General features: G+C 59.0%; 15 protein-coding genes and 2 tRNA genes. 12 read left to right on the forward strand and 5 right to left on the reverse strand.

What is annotated here, in order from left to right:
• Positions 1–225: 225 nt before the first annotated feature.
• The gene (locus tag CPY51_RS20515; RefSeq protein WP_111162097.1) at positions 226–1770 is read left to right on the forward strand and encodes a putative bifunctional diguanylate cyclase/phosphodiesterase; all 1545 of its coding nucleotides are present in this window, start codon (positions 226–228) and stop codon (positions 1768–1770) included.
• Positions 1771–1864: 94 nt separating this feature from the next.
• Positions 1865–2059 (forward strand): hypothetical protein, encoded by a 195-nt coding sequence (locus tag CPY51_RS20520; protein WP_111162098.1) that lies wholly within the window; start codon positions 1865–1867, stop codon positions 2057–2059.
• A 137-nt stretch (positions 2060–2196) separates the two neighbouring features.
• Here CPY51_RS20520 and CPY51_RS20525 read toward each other — a convergent pair whose 3' ends face one another.
• The 3 genes from CPY51_RS20525 to CPY51_RS20535 form a co-directional block, all read right to left on the reverse strand.
• Entirely contained in the window at positions 2197–2487 is a 291-nt protein-coding gene (locus tag CPY51_RS20525; RefSeq protein ID WP_111162099.1) for a hypothetical protein, read from the reverse strand.
• Positions 2488–2809: 322 nt separating this feature from the next.
• A tRNA-Cys gene (locus CPY51_RS20530) sits at positions 2810–2883 on the reverse strand.
• A gap of 163 nt (positions 2884–3046) precedes the next feature.
• Positions 3047–3361 (reverse strand): hypothetical protein, encoded by a 315-nt coding sequence (locus tag CPY51_RS20535; protein ID WP_111162100.1) that lies wholly within the window; start codon positions 3359–3361, stop codon positions 3047–3049.
• A 118-nt stretch (positions 3362–3479) separates the two neighbouring features.
• Here CPY51_RS20535 and CPY51_RS20540 point away from each other — a divergent pair.
• The 7 genes from CPY51_RS20540 (at position 3480) to exoR (ending at position 11862) form a co-directional block, all read left to right on the forward strand.
• Positions 3480–3554 (forward strand) — tRNA-Asn (locus CPY51_RS20540).
• A 212-nt stretch (positions 3555–3766) separates the two neighbouring features.
• Positions 3767–4438: a protein-L-isoaspartate O-methyltransferase family protein gene (locus tag CPY51_RS20545; protein ID WP_195909581.1), complete on the forward strand. Its 672-nt coding sequence runs from the start codon at positions 3767–3769 to the stop codon at positions 4436–4438.
• Between the two features lie 233 nt (positions 4439–4671).
• On the forward strand, positions 4672–5589 hold the full coding sequence (locus tag CPY51_RS20550) for a DUF2497 domain-containing protein (RefSeq protein ID WP_111162288.1): 918 nt from the start codon (positions 4672–4674) through the stop codon (positions 5587–5589).
• A gap of 133 nt (positions 5590–5722) precedes the next feature.
• Complete coding sequence (locus CPY51_RS20555) at positions 5723–8566, forward strand: valine--tRNA ligase (protein WP_111162102.1); 2844 nt, start codon at positions 5723–5725, stop codon at positions 8564–8566.
• 409 nt (positions 8567–8975) lie between these two features.
• The gene (locus CPY51_RS20560) at positions 8976–10256 is read left to right on the forward strand and encodes an OmpP1/FadL family transporter (RefSeq protein ID WP_111162103.1); all 1281 of its coding nucleotides are present in this window, start codon (positions 8976–8978) and stop codon (positions 10254–10256) included.
• A gap of 330 nt (positions 10257–10586) precedes the next feature.
• Positions 10587–11066, forward strand: a complete 480-nt coding sequence (locus CPY51_RS20565; protein ID WP_111162104.1) for a hypothetical protein — start codon at positions 10587–10589, stop codon at positions 11064–11066.
• Positions 11059–11862, forward strand: coding sequence for an exopolysaccharide production regulator ExoR (exoR, locus tag CPY51_RS20570; RefSeq protein WP_111162105.1), 804 nt, complete (start codon positions 11059–11061; stop codon positions 11860–11862). Before CPY51_RS20565 ends, exoR begins: the two co-directional genes overlap by 8 nt.
• A gap of 43 nt (positions 11863–11905) precedes the next feature.
• Here the strand turns inward: exoR and xth are convergent, their stop codons facing one another.
• Both xth and erpA read right to left on the reverse strand, forming a co-directional pair.
• Positions 11906–12697 carry an exodeoxyribonuclease III gene (gene xth / locus CPY51_RS20575; protein ID WP_111162106.1) on the reverse strand — a complete coding sequence of 264 codons (792 nt, stop codon included), beginning with the start codon at positions 12695–12697 and terminating at the stop codon, positions 11906–11908.
• A gap of 132 nt (positions 12698–12829) precedes the next feature.
• Entirely contained in the window at positions 12830–13162 is a 333-nt protein-coding gene (erpA, locus tag CPY51_RS20580) for an iron-sulfur cluster insertion protein ErpA (protein WP_111162289.1), read from the reverse strand.
• A 210-nt stretch (positions 13163–13372) separates the two neighbouring features.
• Between erpA and CPY51_RS20585 the strand changes: the two genes are divergently transcribed.
• From CPY51_RS20585 to CPY51_RS20595, 3 genes are read left to right on the forward strand one after another with little or no spacing between them, the layout of a single operon-like run.
• Positions 13373–14590 (forward strand): deoxyguanosinetriphosphate triphosphohydrolase, encoded by a 1218-nt coding sequence (locus CPY51_RS20585; RefSeq protein WP_111162290.1) that lies wholly within the window; start codon positions 13373–13375, stop codon positions 14588–14590.
• Positions 14591–14644: 54 nt separating this feature from the next.
• On the forward strand, positions 14645–16405 hold the full coding sequence (gene argS, locus CPY51_RS20590; RefSeq protein WP_111162107.1) for an arginine--tRNA ligase: 1761 nt from the start codon (positions 14645–14647) through the stop codon (positions 16403–16405).
• Between the two features lie 60 nt (positions 16406–16465).
• Positions 16466–19615, forward strand: a complete 3150-nt coding sequence (locus CPY51_RS20595; protein WP_111162108.1) for an SPOR domain-containing protein — start codon at positions 16466–16468, stop codon at positions 19613–19615.
• The last annotated feature ends 1 nt before the right edge of the window (position 19616 follow it).

The raw sequence follows: 19616 nt of genomic DNA on the forward strand, positions 1-19616 counted from the left end.
CCTCTTCAACGCACATGGCCGCAGCCTGCGCAAGCCCGTGGCAGCGGCGTTATAGACACGCTGTGTGACAGTTTTTTTGTCAGGCTCCGGCTCGGTCTCCGAAGTTGTCGGACGGCCCTGGCATGGGGGAAAGGCCCTGCCGTCACGACCGTAAACGGCTGGCTGGGTGTGATTTATTTATTTATTTGAGATATCGAGGATTTGGATGGGTTGGGGTGGAAGAGGATGCACGATTTTTTCCGCAGCAGGGCAGGTAAGCAACTCCTGGTATTGCTCGGAGTAGGCGTTTCGCTATGGACGCTGGGATTCGAGTTGCGCTTTCACGAGAACCTGCTGCATTTCATAATGGCCTTCCGCAGTGCCGACGCAATTTTTCTTGCGGTGAGGGTCGCCGGTGCAATGAGCATCGTTTATTCCGCGTTGCGGATCTACGATCTGCGCAAGGAAATGGATATTAGAAGCACCGCCGAAGCCCGCGCTGACTGGATTGCGACACATGATCAGCTGACAAAGCTTCCCAACCGCTACGCCTTTGAACGCACGAAGATTTCGGTCGGGCAAGCAGGCGAGCAGGATATCGCAACCATCACCCTTTTTTCCGTCGATCTGGATGATTTCAAGAAGGTCAACGACCTGGTCGGCCACAAGGGCGGCGACGCCTTGCTGGTCGAGGTATCGCGGCGGCTGGGCGCCTTTGCCGACCCCTCATGCGTCTATCGCTTCGGCGGCGATGAATTCATCATCATCGCAAGGGGGCTGACACTGGCAAAGGAGGATGCGTTTTCGAGGATGATCGTCCAGGCGATTACGCGACCGATCATGATCGGCAATTTTGTCGCCGAAGTCGGAGCCAGTGTGGGCTATGCGCGTCTGCCTGACCACGGGCAAACCCTTGATGATGTTGCGCATTGCTCCGATGTAGCCATGTACGAAGCAAAAAGCACGGGGCCGAACCATTCTTTCGCGTTCAATCCGGCCATGCAGCACAAGGTGACGGAGAGCGCCCGTTTCGAGGCCAAGCTCCGCTCCGCCATAGAGGCCGGTACGATCAGGCCGCACTATCAGCCGCTAATCGATCTGCGCACGGGCCATATCTGCGGTTTCGAGGCGCTCGCACGGTGGGTCGATGAGGACGGTGTAAGTGTTCCACCGCTGAATTTCATCGGTGTCGCCGAGGAAACAGGATTGATCACCGACCTCTTCAAGCAACTGCTTGCTCAGGCCTGCCGCGACGCCCGGTCATGGCCGGAGGAGCTCATTCTGTCGTTCAACGTCTCGCCGGTGCAAATGGAAGACCGGCTGCTCGCATCACGAATATTGAAGATTTTGGAGGACGCAGATCTGCCACCCCAGCGCCTTGAGATAGAGATCACCGAGAACGCCCTAATTGGCGATCCGGATATGGCAGCGCTCATTATCGAGGATCTGCATCAGGCGGGCGTCCAGATCGCACTTGACGACTTCGGTACCGGCTATTCCAGCCTCGCGCAGCTGGCACGCTACAAGTTCGACAAGATCAAGATCGACAAAAGTTTCGTGGCTACCTATGGCAGTGACGAGCGTCAGGAGAAGATCGTCCGGGCCATGCTCGGACTTGGCCGCAGCCTCAATATCAAGACAACCGCAGAGGGTATCGAGGAGCACAGCCAGCTGTCCTATCTGCTGAGCCACGGCTGCGACATCGGCCAAGGCTACCTCTTCGGCAAGGCGATGCCGGCAGAAGAGGCTTTAGGGTTCATCTACGATCGGGACGCGATCCTGTCGGCTTAATCGTCAAAGCGATCACGAAAACGTCACCGACCGCGCAGGAACCACGGCGCCCTAGCGGCGTTTTGGTGTTGTTAATTCCCATTGAGGTAGAAAAATGCGAAATTTATTGCTTGCTTCGGCCGTTGCAGTGTCAGCGGTACTTTCCTTCGGCGTATCGGCCCAGGCTGACGACATGAATGGCCACTCGATGCACCACGATCACATGCACAAGCATTGCATGATGAAGTCGGTCAAGCATCACGACCACCATGGCCATTCGGTCTGGACGAAGGAAAAAGTCTGCTACTAACGTTTGGTTGCCGACGAAACAGCCCGGTTGACGGAAGTCAGCCGGGTTTTTTGTGCTGGCTGCGTCAACGATAGCGTCTGGCCTTGCTGCGCGCCTCGCTCCCGCGTCGGCGCGGTCTTAGCTCCACTTCCAAGAAGTTAGCGCATCGCCACTTTTACCGCGCCAATCATGTTCAACGGAAGAACAGCCATAAGTAAGAGAATTGCAATGGATAATTGTGCAACTCTTGCGCTTGAAGAACCTGATCCCAGAAGCCCGATAGCGATGGCGAGATAGGTGGCATTCGGCAAACCGTAGGAGTTGATACGGATAAGGAGAAGGGCAATCACGAAATATGAGATGCCCCTTACTATGCGACCTATCCACTCAAGCCCCTTCATAAAGAGGTCGCGTACTTGTTCGTCGGTAAAGAAGTCTTCGCTCTGCATATGTTTCTCTCGGCGCTTGGCATCAGCAATAAAGCCTATAAAAATTTCAATCGCAACGGAAAATTTAATGCAAAAGAAACATTCTATGCGAGCATTTTCTTATGTTATAATTTAGATTATTGGCGTCTAAGTCAGTTGAGCGCTTCTTCGCGATGAAGATTTCAAGGCGGATGCTTGTGAAGCGCGCTGTGCCAGCGCTTGATTTTAGATAGTGCTAAGATTCGGGAGCGGAAAGCCGAAGTAGGTTTGCTCGGCTTGCATCCAGAGGACACGCTCGATTTCGTCGGTGTCGTCAAGGCGCTGCAAAGCGGTGGGGAAGGGTTGGAGGCCTCGCCCGGAATTGAACCGGGGTACGAGGATTTGCAGTCCTCTGCGTCACCACTCCGCCACGAGGCCATCCGTAGTTATAAAGGCGAGTGATAGCGGGCGTTTAGAACGGATCGAAAAGGAGTGCAAGAGGCGATGTTTCAAAAACGCTCTCGACGCGTTGAAAATGGGTCATCGTTTTAGACTCGAGGGCGGGGCGGAGGCGAAGTGTAGCCGTCCCAGTCGAGCCTGATCATTCCGATTTGCGTCGCCGCCTGGCCCACCAGACCCCGAAACGACGACGCCAGCGGCGCACGATGGGTACGTCTTGCGACAGGACCAATAGCCCGAGCGGAAACATCCAGAAGCCGAGGATGGGCAGGAAGCCCAGGAAGCCACCGAAGAGAAGCACGATCCCCGTCGACACGCGGGCGACACGCGACTTCGGAAGAGGTATCCGGACGGATCCGAAAACGAGCCTGCCATTGCGATGATCCAGGCCGAATGTCTTCGTCTTTCCGGGACTTTTCGCTTTGTCGTTGGGGAGAATTCCGGTACGGTCGGTCATCCACAGGAGATGGTGACGCGGGCGAATATTGCAAGGCGAAGACAGTTTTTTGAAAAAACCGCTTGGCAAATCGAGAAAGCATTTGTATTAGCCCACTCACGCCGCGACCAAGCGGTGTTCCCTGGTAGCTCAGCGGTAGAGCATTCGACTGTTAATCGACAGGTCGCCGGTTCGAATCCGGCCCGGGGAGCCAGTTTCTTCAGTATTGAACTGATTATATCAAAGAGGCGGATCTGCAACGATCCGCCTCTTTTTCTTTGCGCTTCTCTCAACGCTCCATGGGGCAGCGAGGCGACGTCGCCAATGAATCTGTCCGGGCACAGTTGCGATGCCTTGAAAGCTTTGGCGCAGGCGACTAAGACACGAAGCACAACAGACAACCCGCTTTCCCATGGGGCACATGACATGATGGATTTCGAAGCAGCGCGCGTGAAGATGGTGGAAAACCAGATCCGGACGACGGATGTCACCTCGCATTCGGTGCTGAACGCGTTTTTCGCCGTGCCGCGTGAGGCGTTTGTTCCTGAAAAGCTGAAGGCGCTGGCCTACGTCGACAATGATATCGAGATTTGTCCTGCGGAAGCCGGTAAGGCCGCCCGTTTCCTGATGGAGGCATCGCCGCTGGCAAAGTTGCTGCAGCTCGCAGCGATCGGCAAGCAAGACGCCGTCCTCGAAGTTGGCGCCGGTACCGGCTACACCTCGGCGCTGCTGTCTCTGCTCGCCGGCTCGGTCGTGGCGCTCGAATGCGATGAGGGCCTCGCTGCAAACGCCAAGACGACGCTCGCGGAACTTGGCTACGGCAATATCACGGTCACATCAGGCGATCTTGCCAAGGGACACGCGACCGGCGCACCCTACGACCTGATCTTCATCAACGGCTCGGTCGAGGAAGTACCTGCATCGCTTCTGGAACAGCTTCGCGACAACGGTCGTTTGGTCGCCGTCAAGGGCTATGGCAATTCAGCCCGCGCCACGGTCTTCGTTCGGGAGCACGGTGCCTTTTCGGAAAATGTCTTCTTCAATGCCTCCGTCAAGCCGCTGCCGGGCTTTTCAAAAGCGAAGGAATTCGTTTTCTGATCAGCGACTGTTGATTTGTGAAACATCATCGAAATCGGGCGCTTCTGGCGCCCGTTTCTCGTTTTGCATGAATGCTCTTTGTAGACGGCTAGACATCGGCAACAAAACTGTGCATCGCGGCATTTAGTTGATTCGCGATGATTTTTTTCCCCATGAGAGTATCCTAAGGTGGCGGTGATTCGGGTGCCGCAACATGAATTCCGGCCTCGGTTTCAGGGATAACGGGGATGAATATGGCTCAGCCAAATGTAGCGCGTGAACCGTCCATGGAAGAGATTCTTGCGTCGATCCGCAAGATCATCGAAAGTAACGAGCCCGGCGCGGGCAACGCCATATCGCCCTCGCTGCCACCCGTCTATGCAGTATCCGACGAGGATGCCGACGACATCCATCTGACTGTCGACGATGAATTGGTTGCCACTGATTTCGACGACGCCCCGCCGCGCTTTGTCGCCGCCAACTCGCAAAGTGCTGCCCGCGAGCAGGAGGCTCCGGCTCGTGCAATGTCGCTGGCCGATGTGGCAGCCCGGGTCCGCGCGGCTTCGGATCGCGGCCCGGCCCAGCCGAATATTTCACGCGATGCTCCACAGCCGCGCGAACTGCCTCCCGCCATGGCCGCCCGTCTTGCGGAGGCGCGTGAAGAGACCGTCACTCCACCGCTTCGTTCTGTCGTCACGGATTCCATGTCGGCCGATCTCGCTCCGACACCAGCCCGGCAGCCCGAGGTAGTGGTTCCCATCCGACCGGTCGAGCAGCCGCAGCAGGAAAGCCGCGACGCCGCCGAGAATGTCCATCTCGTCTCGGAGGCGGCAACCGTTGTCGAGCCGCTGACGGTCGACCCAATACCAGCGGAGCAGCAGTCCGCACCGCAGGTGCACGCCGTCCGGGAATCCGAAAACCGCTTCCTGCCGCAGCTTCAGGAAGAGATGCCGCAGGTTCTATTGTCTGAAGCAGCGGGTGAGCAGATCGCACGATCCTTCAGTGAGCTTGCTGCTGCGATTGACGGCGGCGAACGTCGCTCGCTTGATGAGATCGCCCAGGATATGTTGCGCCCGATGCTGCAGGATTGGCTGGACGATAATTTGCCGACGCTGGTCGAGCGCCTCGTCCGCGAGGAGATCGAGCGCGTCGCCCGCGGGCCGCGCCGCTGACGGGTTGGTTGCTTGTCGCCTGTCGCTTGTGCAACATGCCGCTCCGGGCGCCGGGGCGGCTTTTTTATTGACTTGCCGGCAGCCATCCTATTTACAAACTCGCATCAACGAACCCTCCAGATCCGGTCCAAAAATGCTCGAAAAGACCTACGATTCCGCCGCTGTCGAACCGAAGATCGCCCGGAAATGGGAAGAGGCGGATGCTTTTCGCGCCGGTGCGAACGCCAGGCCCGGTGCCGAGACATTCACTATCGTCATCCCACCGCCGAACGTCACCGGCTCCCTGCACATGGGCCATGCGCTCAACAACACTCTGCAGGACATCCTGGTGCGCTTTGAACGCATGCGGGGCAAGGATGTTCTCTGGCAGCCGGGGATGGACCATGCGGGGATAGCGACGCAGATGGTCGTCGAGCGTCAGCTCGCTCAAAAGAAGCTGCCTGGCCGGTGGGAAATGGGCCGCGAGGCTTTCATCGACAAGATCTGGGAGTGGAAGGAAGAATCCGGCGGCCTGATCTTCAATCAGCTGAAGCGGCTTGGGGCGTCCTGCGACTGGTCGCGCGAGCGCTTCACCATGGACGAGGGTCTGTCGGCCGCCGTTCTTGAGGTTTTCGTTTCGCTCTACAAGGAAGGCCTGATTTACAAGGATAAGCGCCTCGTCAATTGGGATCCGAAGCTGCTGACAGCGATTTCCGATATCGAGGTCGAGCAGATCGAGGTCAACGGTAATCTCTGGTATCTGCGCTACCCACTGGAGGAGGGCGTCACCTACCAGCATCCGATCGCCCTCGACGATGAAGGCAAGCCGACCGAATGGGAAACGCGCGACTATCTCGTCGTCGCGACGACGCGCCCGGAAACCATGCTGGGCGACACCGGCATCGCCGTTCATCCGAGCGACGAGCGCTACAAGTCGATCGTCGGCAAGCATGTCATCCTGCCGATCGTCGGCCGCCGTATTCCCGTTGTCGCCGACGAATATCCCGATCCGACGGCGGGCTCCGGAGCCGTCAAGATGACCCCGGCCCACGACTTCAACGACTTTGACGTCGGCAAGCGGACGGGGCTCAGGATCGTCAACGTGCTGACCACCGACGGTCGCATCACCATCAAGGACAACGAGGATTTCCTTGAGGGCCTCGACAATCCAGCGGCCCTCCACGGAGCCTGGGACGAGCTCGAGGGCAAGGACCGCTTCGAGGCGCGCAAGATCATCGTCCGCATCATGGAAGAGGCTGACCTGGTCGAGCGCATAGAGCCGCATAAGCACACTGTCCCGCACGGAGACCGCGGCGGCGTGCCGATCGAGCCGCGCCTGACCGAGCAGTGGTATGTCGACGCCAAGACGCTGGCCGAGCCGGCGATCGCCTCGGTCAGGGAAGGGCGCACCCGGCTCGTTCCGAAGAGCTGGGACAAGACCTATTACGAATGGATGGAAAACATCCAGCCCTGGTGCATTTCGCGCCAGCTGTGGTGGGGCCATCAAATCCCGGCCTGGTATGGTCCGGACGGACAGGTCTTCGTTGAGAAGACCGAGGAAGAAGCACTGCAAGCGGCCATCCAGCACTATCTGTCGCACGAAGGCCCGATGAAGGCCTATGTCGAAGACCTGCTGGAAAACTTCAGGCCGGGCGAAATCCTCACGCGCGACGAGGATGTGCTCGACACCTGGTTTTCCTCGGCGCTCTGGCCGTTCTCGACGCTCGGCTGGCCGGAGGAGACCCCGGAACTCGCTCGCTACTATCCAACCAACGTCCTGGTGACCGGCTTCGATATCATCTTCTTCTGGGTCGCCAGGATGATGATGATGGGTCTGCATTTCATGAAGGACGAAGACGGCGAGCCAGTCGAGCCGTTCAGCACGGTCTATGTCCACGCGTTGGTGCGCGACAAGAACGGGCAGAAGATGTCGAAGTCCAAGGGCAACGTCATCGATCCGCTCGAACTCATCGACCAATACGGCGCCGACTCGCTTCGCTTTACCCTGGCGATCATGGCCGCTCAGGGACGCGACGTGAAGCTCGACCCGGCGCGCATTGCCGGCTACCGCAATTTCGGCACCAAGCTCTGGAACGCCACGCGCTTTGCCGAGATGAACGGCGTCAAGAGCGATCCGCATTTCGTTCCTGAGGCGGCCGAGCTGACGATCAACCGCTGGATCCTTACGGAGCTTGCCCGCACCGAGCGCGATGTCACCGAGGCGCTCGAAGCCTACCGCTTTAACGACGCCGCCAGCGCTCTCTATCGCTTCGTCTGGAATCAGTTCTGCGATTGGTACCTGGAACTGCTGAAGCCTGTCTTTATCGGCAACGACGAGGGCGCGAAAGCCGAAGCGCAGGCCTGCAGCGCTTATGTCCTGGAGGAAATCTACAAGCTCCTGCATCCCTTCATGCCGTTCATGACCGAAGAGCTGTGGGAACATACGGCCGGCGAGGGCGCCGTGCGCGACGGGCTGATCTGCCACGCGCAATGGCCTGTCCCATCCTACGCCGATGATGTCGCCGCAGACGAAATCAACTGGCTGATCGATCTCGTTTCGGGCATCCGCTCGGTGCGCTCCGAGATGAACGTGCCGCCGTCCGCCACGGCACCTCTGGTCCTTATCGGCGCGAACAGCGTGACGCGGGAGCGACTTTATCGCCATGATGCGGCGATCAAGCGTCTGGCCCGCGTAGAGGGTATCTCACTCGCCGAGACGGCACCCAAGGGCGCGGCACAGATCGTCGTGGCGGAGGCTACGGTTTGCTTGCCACTCGGCAGCCTGATCGATCTCGATGCCGAAAAGAGCCGGCTGGAAAAAGCTACCGCCAAGACAGAATCCGAGATCGCGCGCATCGTCGGCAAGCTGTCGAACGAGAAATTCGTGGCAAACGCAAACCCCGATGTCGTTTCCGCAGAGCGCGATCGTCTCGAGGAATTGGAGAACCAGCTTTCGAGCCTGCAGGTTGCGTTGGCAAGGGTCAGCGAAGTCGGCTGATTCTGTACTATCCGCATTTGAAAAGGGCATGCCGGCGAAACCGGCATGCCCTTTTTGCTTTTCTGTGCCGATTGAACGGGAAAAGAGTCCACGAAAATCCCCGGAAGCAGTCCTCCAGCTCCGCGCATGGCCTGTAGATTACCCCTAAATAGCTAGGGGTTCTGAAAATCAAAACTGTTGTCAGATTGTAACAACAGCTGGCTAATGAAGAATGAGAATCTATTTGCGAGCCTATATCGGCATTGGAAAAGCAAAAAATGTTTAAATATCGCTACTTCTCGGCGTGCAAATCATTTTTTTACGTAAGTCGGTCACTATGTCGCACAACGACAGGGGTAGGCCTCACATTGCCAAATTGGGTGAGCGCTTTAAGACGGACCCCAAAGAATACGAAAACGGGGGAAAAGACATGGGATATCGTATCGTTTGGAGCGGCGCTTTGGCGCTTGTCACCTATTCGGTGATCACAAACGTTGCCTTCGCAGGAGGGATAGAACGCGGTGGCTACGATATTGATCGGCTGTTCGACACGTCACGCTATGTGATTGATGGCGGCGTCACCTATGTCATGCCGGACCGCAAGCTCAAGAACGTCAAGGACGTCAATCCGAAAAATGGCAACCTCAACCTGACGCGCCCAAACACCGCTGACGAAACCTCGGGCTATGCCGTTCCCTATTTCAGCGCCAAGATCGGCATCACCGACGACGTCGATTGCATGTTTGATTATTCCGAGCCGTTCGGCGCCCACTCCGATCCCGGCTTGAACTGGGCTGGCGCCAACTACGACGTCGAACAGAAGATTCGCACCCATAACTACGGCGCAACCTGCTCTTACAAGTTCGATGCCGGTCCGGGTCAGATTCGTCTCATTGGTGGCGGCTTTTTCCAGGAAGTGACCGGCTACAAGGAACAGCTCGTGACGACGCTTCCGGCGTCGCTGTCCAGCCGCTACGACGGAACGGGCACGCTCAACGTGAGCGACCAAGGCTGGGGATGGCGTGCCGGTGCTGCCTACGAGATTCCGGAATATGCATTTCGGACCAGCCTCGTCTACAACAGCCAGGTTAAATACGACAATCTTTCCGGAACGGTGGATCTGACCCAGGTTCCGCACATCGCCGGCATTCCGGCATTGTCAAACCCGGCCCTGGGTGTGGTTACGCCGGTCTATGGTTCCGCCACGGCGCCAGATTCGATCGAGTTGAAGCTGCAGACAGGCATCGCGCCGGACTGGCTTGCATTCGGGTCGGTGAAGTGGACCAACTGGAGCGTTCTGCAGAGCGTCTCCTTCTGCCCGAAATCGACCCGCGGCAAAGTAGCCTGCAAGCCGGGAAGCGCTGTCGAACTGACCTCACTCGATCTTCTCTACCGTGACGGTTGGACCATCAACGGCGGCATTGGACATAAGTTCAACGACCAATGGAGCGGTGCCGTCAGCTTGACGTGGGACGAAGGCACCAGCCAGGGTTATGGCATGCAGACGGATGTCTGGACGCTCGGCGTCGGCGTCTCCTACGCTCCAACGCAACATGTCGAGTTTACGCTCGCAGGCGCGCTGGGCATCCTCACCAGCGGCAAATCCGGGACCGTCGTGTCGAACGGCGTCACCTATGGCGACGAGGCCACCTACAGTTTCGGCAACGATCTTGTGGCCGCCGTGTCGACTTCGATGAAGGTCAAGTTCTAAGCAAACGCCGCCCTGGCAGCATTGCCCGGCGGCAACATCGTGTGCCGGTTGAAATCGTGAGCCGCGCATCCAGCGCGCTCATCGGTATACGATGCGACAGTGCCAGTTTAACTCCAGTAACGTCAGTTCGCGGGCCGCCAAATATACTGGGTTGGCCAACGCATTTTTGTGCGCGTGGCATGCTTTCTTTGTGCTGATTCAGCAACACTCTTTTGCAACCGTTTGCGCCTGATTGAGGTGCTCCTAATTTGTCCATTTCCCGCCACAAATAGAGCGCAGCGATACATCCGGGCTTGGGGCGAGCCACAGAAGAAAGTGCTTAAGACGTAAATGGGTCAGTTTTCACTTGTGCAGAATGAGCATTCCGGCGTCGGGGCGATAGTTGCCTCGCCAGTGCCGAAATATGCCTATTTGCAGGGGAAACCCAGCGGCAGGAAGACCACCTCGCCATTTTATCAGATGATCGAGATGAGCTGCGTTGGGGCGTTGGAACGCCATGACGGCTCTGCCAATGCTGGTTTGGACACAATTTCCGGCTACGCTGAAAAATGTGGCGATCGGCATTTTGCCGGCGTCGCTCGATGGACGGAAAGTGCGCGATCGATCGCCGATTTGCCCGTGGCGAGCGGTGGTGCAGGACAACAGGAACCTCTCCTCGGAGGGGTATGGGCCGGAGGCAAGGCACGAGCTCCTTCTGGTGGGGTTTGTGCCGGTTTGCCGGGCTTGGGGGAATACATCCGGAAGTGGGACGGTGCAGGGGGCATCGTGGCAAATTCGGGTGAAGCGAAAGAAATCGACTGCTATGCGTAAGTCCGAGTTCATATCAGTGAGAGTTATGCTTATGGGCCTGTCGCTTGCCGTTCTGGCAGCGGTTGCAAGCCCTGCGCGCGCATTCGACATCAATGCTGGGGTCACCAAGGAATCGGGGCCTTTCGACCTCTTCAAGTTCGGTTTCAAGGCCTACAAGAACGGCCAGAAGGAAGAGGCCGTCGAGGCCTACAAGTATGCTGCCGAAAAAGGCCATACCGGCTCGCGCTGGGCGCTTGCCAATATGTATGCCGATGGCGACGGCGTCGCCCAGAATGATTTCGAGGCGTTCAAGATTTACAGCGAGATCGCGCAACAGGGCGTGGAGCCCGGTTCCGAGGATACCGGCTTCTTCATCAACGCGCTGCTGGCTCTTGCCAGCTATTACAAGAGCGGCATTCCCAATACACCCGTCAAGACCGACCTCAGCCAGGCGCGGCAGCTCTATTTCCAGGTTGCGTCGACCTTCGGTATTCCCGAGGCGCAATTCCAGCTTGCTCAGATGATGCTGGACGGCGAGGGCGGTACGCCAAACGTGCAGCAGGCGAAGAAATGGCTGAACCAGGCCCGCAAGAGCGGCCATCCCGGTGCGATGTCCGTCTTCGGCAACATCCTCTTCCAGGAAGGGCAGTCCGTGCGTGGGCTGGCCTTCATGACGGCCGCCCTCGACAAGTGCAAGCCGAAGGACTGTCAGTGGATGCAGGACCTGCAGGAGCAGGCATTCTCGATTGCTAACGAGAGTGACCGGCGGGTAGCCGTATCCATGGCGCACCAACTCGACGTTGCCGGCGCCGAATAGTTTTTCATATGCCGCGACGCCAAATCAGTTGGCGCCTTGGGACCTATCCCGCGAAATCGAAATGCGCCACGACCGGCACGTGATCCGACGGCTTTTCCCAGGCACGGACGTGCTTCTCGACCGCCGCAGCCGTCATGCAATCGGCAGCCTCTGGCGAGAGCATCAGGTGATCGATGCGGATGCCGTTGTTTTTTGGCCAGGCTCCGGCTTGATAGTCCCAGAATGTATAGAGCTTTACGGCGTCCGATGTCGCGCGGATCGCGTCGGTCAGCCCCAGATTTTCGAGGCGTCGGAACGCCTGGCGTGTCTGCGGCAGGAACAGCGCGTCGTTCTCCCAGACTTTCGGATCGAAGCAATCGTGCGGCTCAGGAATGACATTGTAGTCGCCGGCAAGGATCAGCGGCTCTTCAAGCGCAAGCCGTCCGGCGGCAAATGTCGCCAGCCGCTCCATCCAGGCGAGTTTGTAGGTGTATTTTTCAGTGTCGATCGGATTGCCGTTCGGCAGATAAAGGCAGCAGACGCGAACCGCACGGTTGCCGGGGAGGGAGAACACCGCTTCGATGAAGCGCGATTGCTCGTCGGCCTCGTCGCCCGGCAGTCCGCGATTGACTTCGTCCGGCCGAATCTTGGACAGAATGGCAACGCCGTTGAAGCCCTTCTGGCCGTGCGTTTCGACGTGATAGCCCAGCGCCTCGATCTCAAGCCTCGGAAATCCCTCGTCGACAGTCTTGATCTCCTGCAAGCAGACAACGTCAGGATCGGAATCTTTCAGCCACTGGCAGAGGTTGTCGATACGGGCTTTGATGCCGTTGATATTCCAGGTGGCGATTTTCATGGACGAGCCGTTTCCTCTGCTTTCTCACTCTTTTATCCGCAGCCATCGACCTTGGCCACCCGCTACGCGCCAAAAGAAAACCGGCCTGACGCAACGGCGGCAGACCGGTTTGATGGGAGCAGATAAGTTCAGTCAGACGGAGAAACTCGTTCCGCATCCGCAGCTTGCGACCGCGTTCGGATTCTTGATCTGAAAGGATTGCCCCAGCAGGTTGTCGACGAAGTCGATTTCAGAGCCTGCCATGTAGATCAACGATAATTTGTCGATCAAAACCGTGGCATTTCCCTTGGCGACGATGGTGTCGTCATCCTGCGGTCCATCGGCCAGATCGAATTTGTAGGAGAACCCCGAGCAGCCACCGCCTTCAACGGCGACGCGCAGCGCACTTTTTCCCGCTTCAGCGCCGACGATCGCAGCGATTCGCTTGGCGGCGGAATCCGAAAGGGTTACGTTTGCTTCAGTCATGCTTTCCTCTTGGCCGGGGTCAAGATCCGGAGAGAACCAGTTGTGATCCGCTTTCAAACGGCTGATAAGAATAGCCTTTATCATAAATGCGAGACCGGTGACAGCAAACAGTTTCCACCTATTGGAAGGCCCTGTCTTTGCCGTTTGTTGTGAGTATAGGTATGAATGCAGAGAAGCGGCGTCAATGGGCAGGCGCCGGATGGATGGATAATGACGATCGACAGACATGCACTCGGTTTCGGATACGGTGAAAGAGCGGTCTATGCGGCAGATCCCTGGACCACCCGCGGGCGGCTCTATGCGGAATCCGACAGTCCGACGCGATCCGATTTCCAGCGCGACCGCGACCGCATTGTCCACACCACGGCATTTCGGCGGCTGAAGCACAAGACGCAGGTCTTCATCGCGCAGGACGGCGATCACTATCGGACAAGGCTTACGCACACCATCGAGGTGGCGCAGGTCGCCCGTGCGCTGGCTCGTGCCCTCAAGCTCGACGAGGATCTGGCCGAAGGCGTGGCCCTGGTCCACGACTTCGGCCATACGCCCTTCGGACATACCGGCGAGGATGCCCTGCACGAAGCGCTGCAGCCCTATGGCGGCTTCGACCACAATGCGCAGTCGCTGCGCATCGTCACCAAGCTCGAGCGCCGCTATGCCGAGTTCGATGGTCTGAACCTGACATGGGAAACCCTTGAAGGGCTGGTCAAGCACAATGGCCCGCTGCTTACGCCTGATGGTAAGGGCACGCATGGGCCGGTCGCGCAGCCGATCCTGGATTACTGCGAGATCCACGATCTCGAGATAGCAAGCTATGCCAGCCTCGAGGCTCAGGTCGCGGCGATCGCCGACGATATCGCCTACAACACCCATGACATCGACGACGGTCTGCGCTCGGGCTATCTGACGTTCGAGGTGCTCGAGGACATTCCGTTTCTGGCCGGCCTCATGGCAGAGGTGAGGGACCGGTATCCGGGGTTGGAGGCGAGCCGCTTTACTCATGAAATCATGAGGCGTCAGATCACGCGAATGGTCGAGGATGTGATTTCCGTGTCGCAGGCCGCGCTCGCGGAAGTCCGACCGGAGAGTGCGCAGGACGTTCGCAACGCCGGCCGCGTGATCGCCACTTTTTCGAAAGACATGGCCGAAACCGACAAGCAGATCAAGGCGATGCTCTTCAAGCGCATTTATCGCCATCCGGATATCATGCGCATACGGGCCGGTGCGGCGCAGATAGTGGCCGATCTCTTTCAGGCTTATATGAACGATCCGCGCCAGATGCAGAGCCACTACTGGGTGGACCATATAGCCGGCCTCGGTGATGCCGCCAAGGCGCGCCACGTCGGCGATTACCTAGCTGGAATGACCGATACATATGCCATCAGCGCCCACAAGCGGCTGTTTGACCAGACTCCTGATTTGCGATAGGCAGCGGGCGCCAGACGGACGTCCGGACGGCCAGGCCTATGCGTGGAAGATACGATGAACCTTTTCACAGACTTCGAAGATAGAATTAAGAACGCTCTTGAACAGATTGATATCATCAAGGAAAAGCGATCTGAACTCGACTTCGGGCGTGTCGGTGTAGAGCCGCCACGCGATGCTAGCCATGGCGACGTCGCCACCAATGCGGCCATGGTGCTCGCCAAGGCGGTCGGCACCAGTCCGCGCGCGCTGGCCGACATAATCAGCGTCAAGTTGAGGGAAGATCCAGACGTCGCCGAGGTTTCCGTCGCCGGTCCGGGCTTTATCAATATCCGTCTTTCCGTCGGCTATTGGCAGCGGCTACTTGCCGCGATCATAACGGGCGGCGAGGTCTTTGGTCGCTCGGAGGTTGGCGCAGGCCGCAAGGTCAATGTCGAATATGTCTCCGCCAATCCAACAGGCCCGATGCATGTCGGCCATTGCCGTGGCGCTGTGATCGGCGACACGCTGGCAAACCTGCTGCAGTTCGCCGGCTATGCGGTCACCAAGGAATACTACATCAACGATGCCGGGTCGCAGATCGACGTCCTGGCCCGTTCAGTGTTTCTTCGCTACCGCGAGGCACTCGGCGAGCAGATCGGTGAGATACCGGCCGGCCTATATCCTGGCGACTACCTGGTGCCGCTTGGCAAGGCGCTGGCCGAGGAGTTCGGCACCAAGCTCAGGGGCATGCCGGAAGCTCAATGGCTGCCTATCGTCAAGGACAAGGCGATCGACGCGATGATGGTGATGATCCGGGAGGATCTGGCTGCGCTCAACGTCCGGCATGACGTCTTTTTCTCCGAACGCACCCTGCATGACAATGGCGCGGCGCCGATCCGCACTGCGATCAACGACCTGACCTTCAAGGGATTTGTCTACAAGGGAACGCTGCCGCCACCGAAGGGGCAGTTGCCGGAGGACTGGGAAGATCGCGAGCAGACACTGTTCCGCTCGACGGAGGTTGGTGACGACATCGATCGGCCACTGATCAAGTCGGATGGATCCTATACCTATTTTGCCGCCGACGTTGCCTACTTCAAGAACAAGTACGACCGAGGCTTCAACGAGATGGTCTATGTCCTGGGCGCCGATCACGGCGGCTACGTCAAGCGGCTCGAAGCTGTGGCGCGTGGCGTCTCGGACGGGCAGGCGAAACTGACGGTGCTGTTGTGCCAGCTCGTCAAGCTCTTCCGCAACGGCGAGCCGGTGAAGATGTCGAAGCGCTCCGGCGACTTCGTGACGCTGCGCGACGTGGTCGAGGAAGTCGGCCGCGATTCCGTGCGCTTCATGATGCTCTACAGAAAGAGTTCCGAGCCACTAGACTTCGATTTCGCCAAGGTCACCGAGCAGTCGAAGGACAATCCTGTTTTCTACGTGCAATATGCCCATGCCCGTTGCATGTCGATCTTCCGGCAGGCAAGGGAAGCCTTTCCCGACCTCGATATAGCCTCGCTCGATCTGGCCAAGGCCGTCGATGGCAGGATCGTCGATCCCGCCGAACTGCAGCTCGTTGCGAAGCTTGCGGAATTCCCGCGAGTCATAGAGGCTGCAGCGCAGGCTCAGGAGCCGCATCGCATCGCTTTTTACCTGTTTGATCTGGCCAGTTCGCTGCATGGACACTGGAACAAAGGTAAAGATTTTCCGGAATTACGATTTGTTAACGATAAAAACCGAGAATTGACCATTGCCAGACTTGGGTTGGTGTACGCAGTCGCGTCGGTTTTGAAGTCAGGGCTCGGTATAACCGGGACCGCAGCACCGGATGAAATGCGATAAACGTCACCATTTACCCACATTGCGCTGGCATTAGCGTGTGTAGTTGTGGGTGGATAAGTAATGGCTGAAAAACAGTTGGCGTATCGTACAAACGGTAAGGACGAGATCTTTGCGGAAGATGATCCGCTTGCGGAACTCGCCCGTATCGTTGGCTTCGAACCTCGCTCGCCCGCGCCTGCAACTCAGCGGAATGAGCCGGCTTTCGATCTTGAGGACGAGCTCCTCCGCGAATTCGAACGCTACGACGCGCCGCGGCTCAGCCCAATCGACGATATCTCGATAGAGCCGGAAGATGAGCCGCTATATGGCGAAGCGGCATACGCCCAGCCGGGCAATGAAAACGTCCCGCGCCCCGAACCCCATCATCAGACTGAACCCGAATTCGCCGAGCTGTCACTCGAGGATGCGGCTCCTTCCGTCGAGCCAGAAATATCTGCCGAGGCTTATGAAGATGCGCCGACCAGCGAGTGGGTCGATGAGGCTCCGCTTGCGGAAACCTTTGTAGAACAGGCAACTGAGGTTGCTTCCGTCGCCGCTGAGGTTGTTGCTCCTGAACCTGCGGCACGCGATCTTGCCGACGAATTGGAGCTATCGATCGGTAACGCGCCCGTCGCTCGCGTAGCACCCCGCACGCCGCAATGGGCCGCAGCAAGCATCCGCCTTCCGCTCGCCAATTTCAACGCGCCGCGCAAGCAGGAACAGCCTGCCGAGAACGTCACGCCGGTTGAGCAAAGCCACGCCGAAACGCCGGCCGAGCCCGAGCTGGAGATAGTGCCGGCGCTGGATATCCGCTCGTCCGAATTGGAGCATGACTTCGAGCAGCCGTCAGCGCTCGGCTTTCCGGCCGAGCAGGATCGTCATGAAGATCTTGCACCGGAGCAGCACGCGTTGGCTCCGCAGGCTGTCGTTGAAGCGCCGATTTTTGATCTTGTTGCTGCTGCCGAGCATGGCGATGTGCAGGCGGATGCCGCCCTGACAGAGCCGGCTTACGAAACGCAGTCCGTTGACGACTTCGACGATCTCCTTGCAGATGTCTCGCGCTACCCCGTGCCATTGCGCGGCGAGCCGGTTGAGGCAAAGGCCGAACCGAATTTCGGTTCCATTTCCGTACAGCCTCCGATCGCGACAGCTGTTGCTGTCCCGGAACCAGTCGCAGCGCCCGTGGAGCCGCTTGCTGAAGAAGTGGAGCCGGTTACGGCAGGATCGGAGGATCCGTTCGCGGACCACGATTTCGATTTCGACTTCGCAGGCATCGAAATGGAGCTCGCCGAGCTGGATTTCACGGAGGCAAAGAAGCCGGCGCCGGAAGACGTGGTTGCTGACAGTCAGCCCCCCGCAGCCATACCGACGCCACAAAGGTCGATGGCGACCCCGTTGGCCGCGCCTCGCGCCGCGCAAGCCGTTCGTCCAGAGCTGGCAGCGCGCCCTGCATCCGCGCCGATCCTGACCTTGCCGCCCGCGCCTCCGGTTGCCGCGGCAGTCGTGGCACCCAAAGCGCCACTCCCGGCCTTCGATTCGGAGCAGCCTTTGCCGTTCGATCCGTCGGAGATCACCGAAACGGAAGATCGACTGGAAACTTTCGATGGCATGAATGTTCCCGTTTTGCCGCATGTCGAAAAAGAAGAGCCGGTCGCTGTTCCTCCGGAATATGATTTCGACATCGATGCCGAACTGGCAAACCTCTTCAATCCGCCAGCGAAGGAAGCAACGCGCCAGGCCGTCAAGTCATCGTCTGCGGGTGACGCCGCTGCCGCTGGGTCGTGGTCGCCCGATTCCTCCGCGAAGACCGCGGCCGGAAAGTCAGGCGAAGAGCTCGATGAATTCGAACGGGCGCTGGAAGAAGATTTCCGCCGCAGTTTCAGCGAGCCCCAGCAGCCGGCACCCGACAACGTTGCGCGCATGACGCTGGAATCATCCAGCGAGACGACAGATCGCCGCCGCGCCCGCTCGATGCGCGGGATCGCAGCCGCAGCCGCGGCCGTGCTTGTCCTCGGTGCTGGCGCTTATGGCGTTTACGGTTTCCTCTTCCACGGCTCCTCGCTCGGCTTGTCTTCCGGCGAGCCGCGCGTGATCACCGCCGACAAGGAGCCGATCAAGGTCGTGCCGGAGAATCCGGGCGGCAAGGTCGTTCCAAACCAGGACAAGGCCGTCTACGACCGCGTCGCCGGCGACGCAACGCAGGCGCCGAAACAGAAGCAGCTTGTCTCGTCCAATGAGCAACCTGTCGACGTGGTGCAGAAGACCCTCATTCCCGAAGCGATGTCGCCCGACGACAATGATGACGGAGCTGGCGACGGCAACGATGTCACGGCGACACCGGTTGGCGAAACCGAGGATCCACGCCTGCTGCCGGGACAGAGCAATTCGACCGATACGGCCGCCGCTGCTAGCGACCAGGAAAATGCGCCTTCGGTATCGCCGCGCAAGGTGCGCACGATGATCGTCAAGCCTGACGGTACGCTCGTTGCCCGCGACGAACCGGCCCCTGCCGTCGACAACAGCGTCAAGGCGCCGGCTCCCACGGTCGCTAAGTCGCAGCCGTCCCGGCCTGCAGCTCCGGCCGCAACCGCGGACGTGGCACCGACAGGAAAACTAGCGTCGACCGATTTGCGCGCAACGAACTCGGACAACGCACCTGCTTCCTCTGCACTTGCCGATGCTGCCGATAGCGATGCCGCGAGCGCTGAAAGCACGCCTATCCGGGTCGTGAAGACGACTAAGATCGGCGATACGGCACCTGCTGCAGCACAGGCCTCCGATACGGCTCCGGTCCCGGCCTCGCGTCCGGCGCAACCCGCCGTCGCCCCTAAGGTAGCTCCTGCACCAAAGCAGACGCAGGTTGCCGACGCGGTCGCGCCTCCAGCTGCAAAGCCGGTCGTACCGGTCGCTCCGGCGCCGAAGCAGCCCGTCGCTGCCGCTCCGGTCCAGAAGCAAGTGGCTTCGGCCGCGACCGCTGCCACGAGTGCGGGTGGCTATGTCATGCAGATCGCCTCGCTGCCCTCCGAAGAGGAAGCCAAGCGCTCTCAGGCCAACCTCATGTCTAAGTTCGGCAGCGTCATCGGCGGCCATGCGATCGAAATCAGAAAGGCCGACATTGCGGGCAAGGGCACGTACTACCGCGTCCGCGTCGCCGCAGGCTCCAAGGACGATGCGGCCGCCCTCTGCGTCCGCTTCCGCGCCGCCGGCGGTACTTGCCTGATTTCGAAATAGT

This window comes from Arminella tubonensis (assembly GCF_003240585.1).
In the GTDB taxonomy this organism is placed as follows: Bacteria; Pseudomonadota; Alphaproteobacteria; order Rhizobiales; family Rhizobiaceae; genus Rhizobium; species Rhizobium tubonense.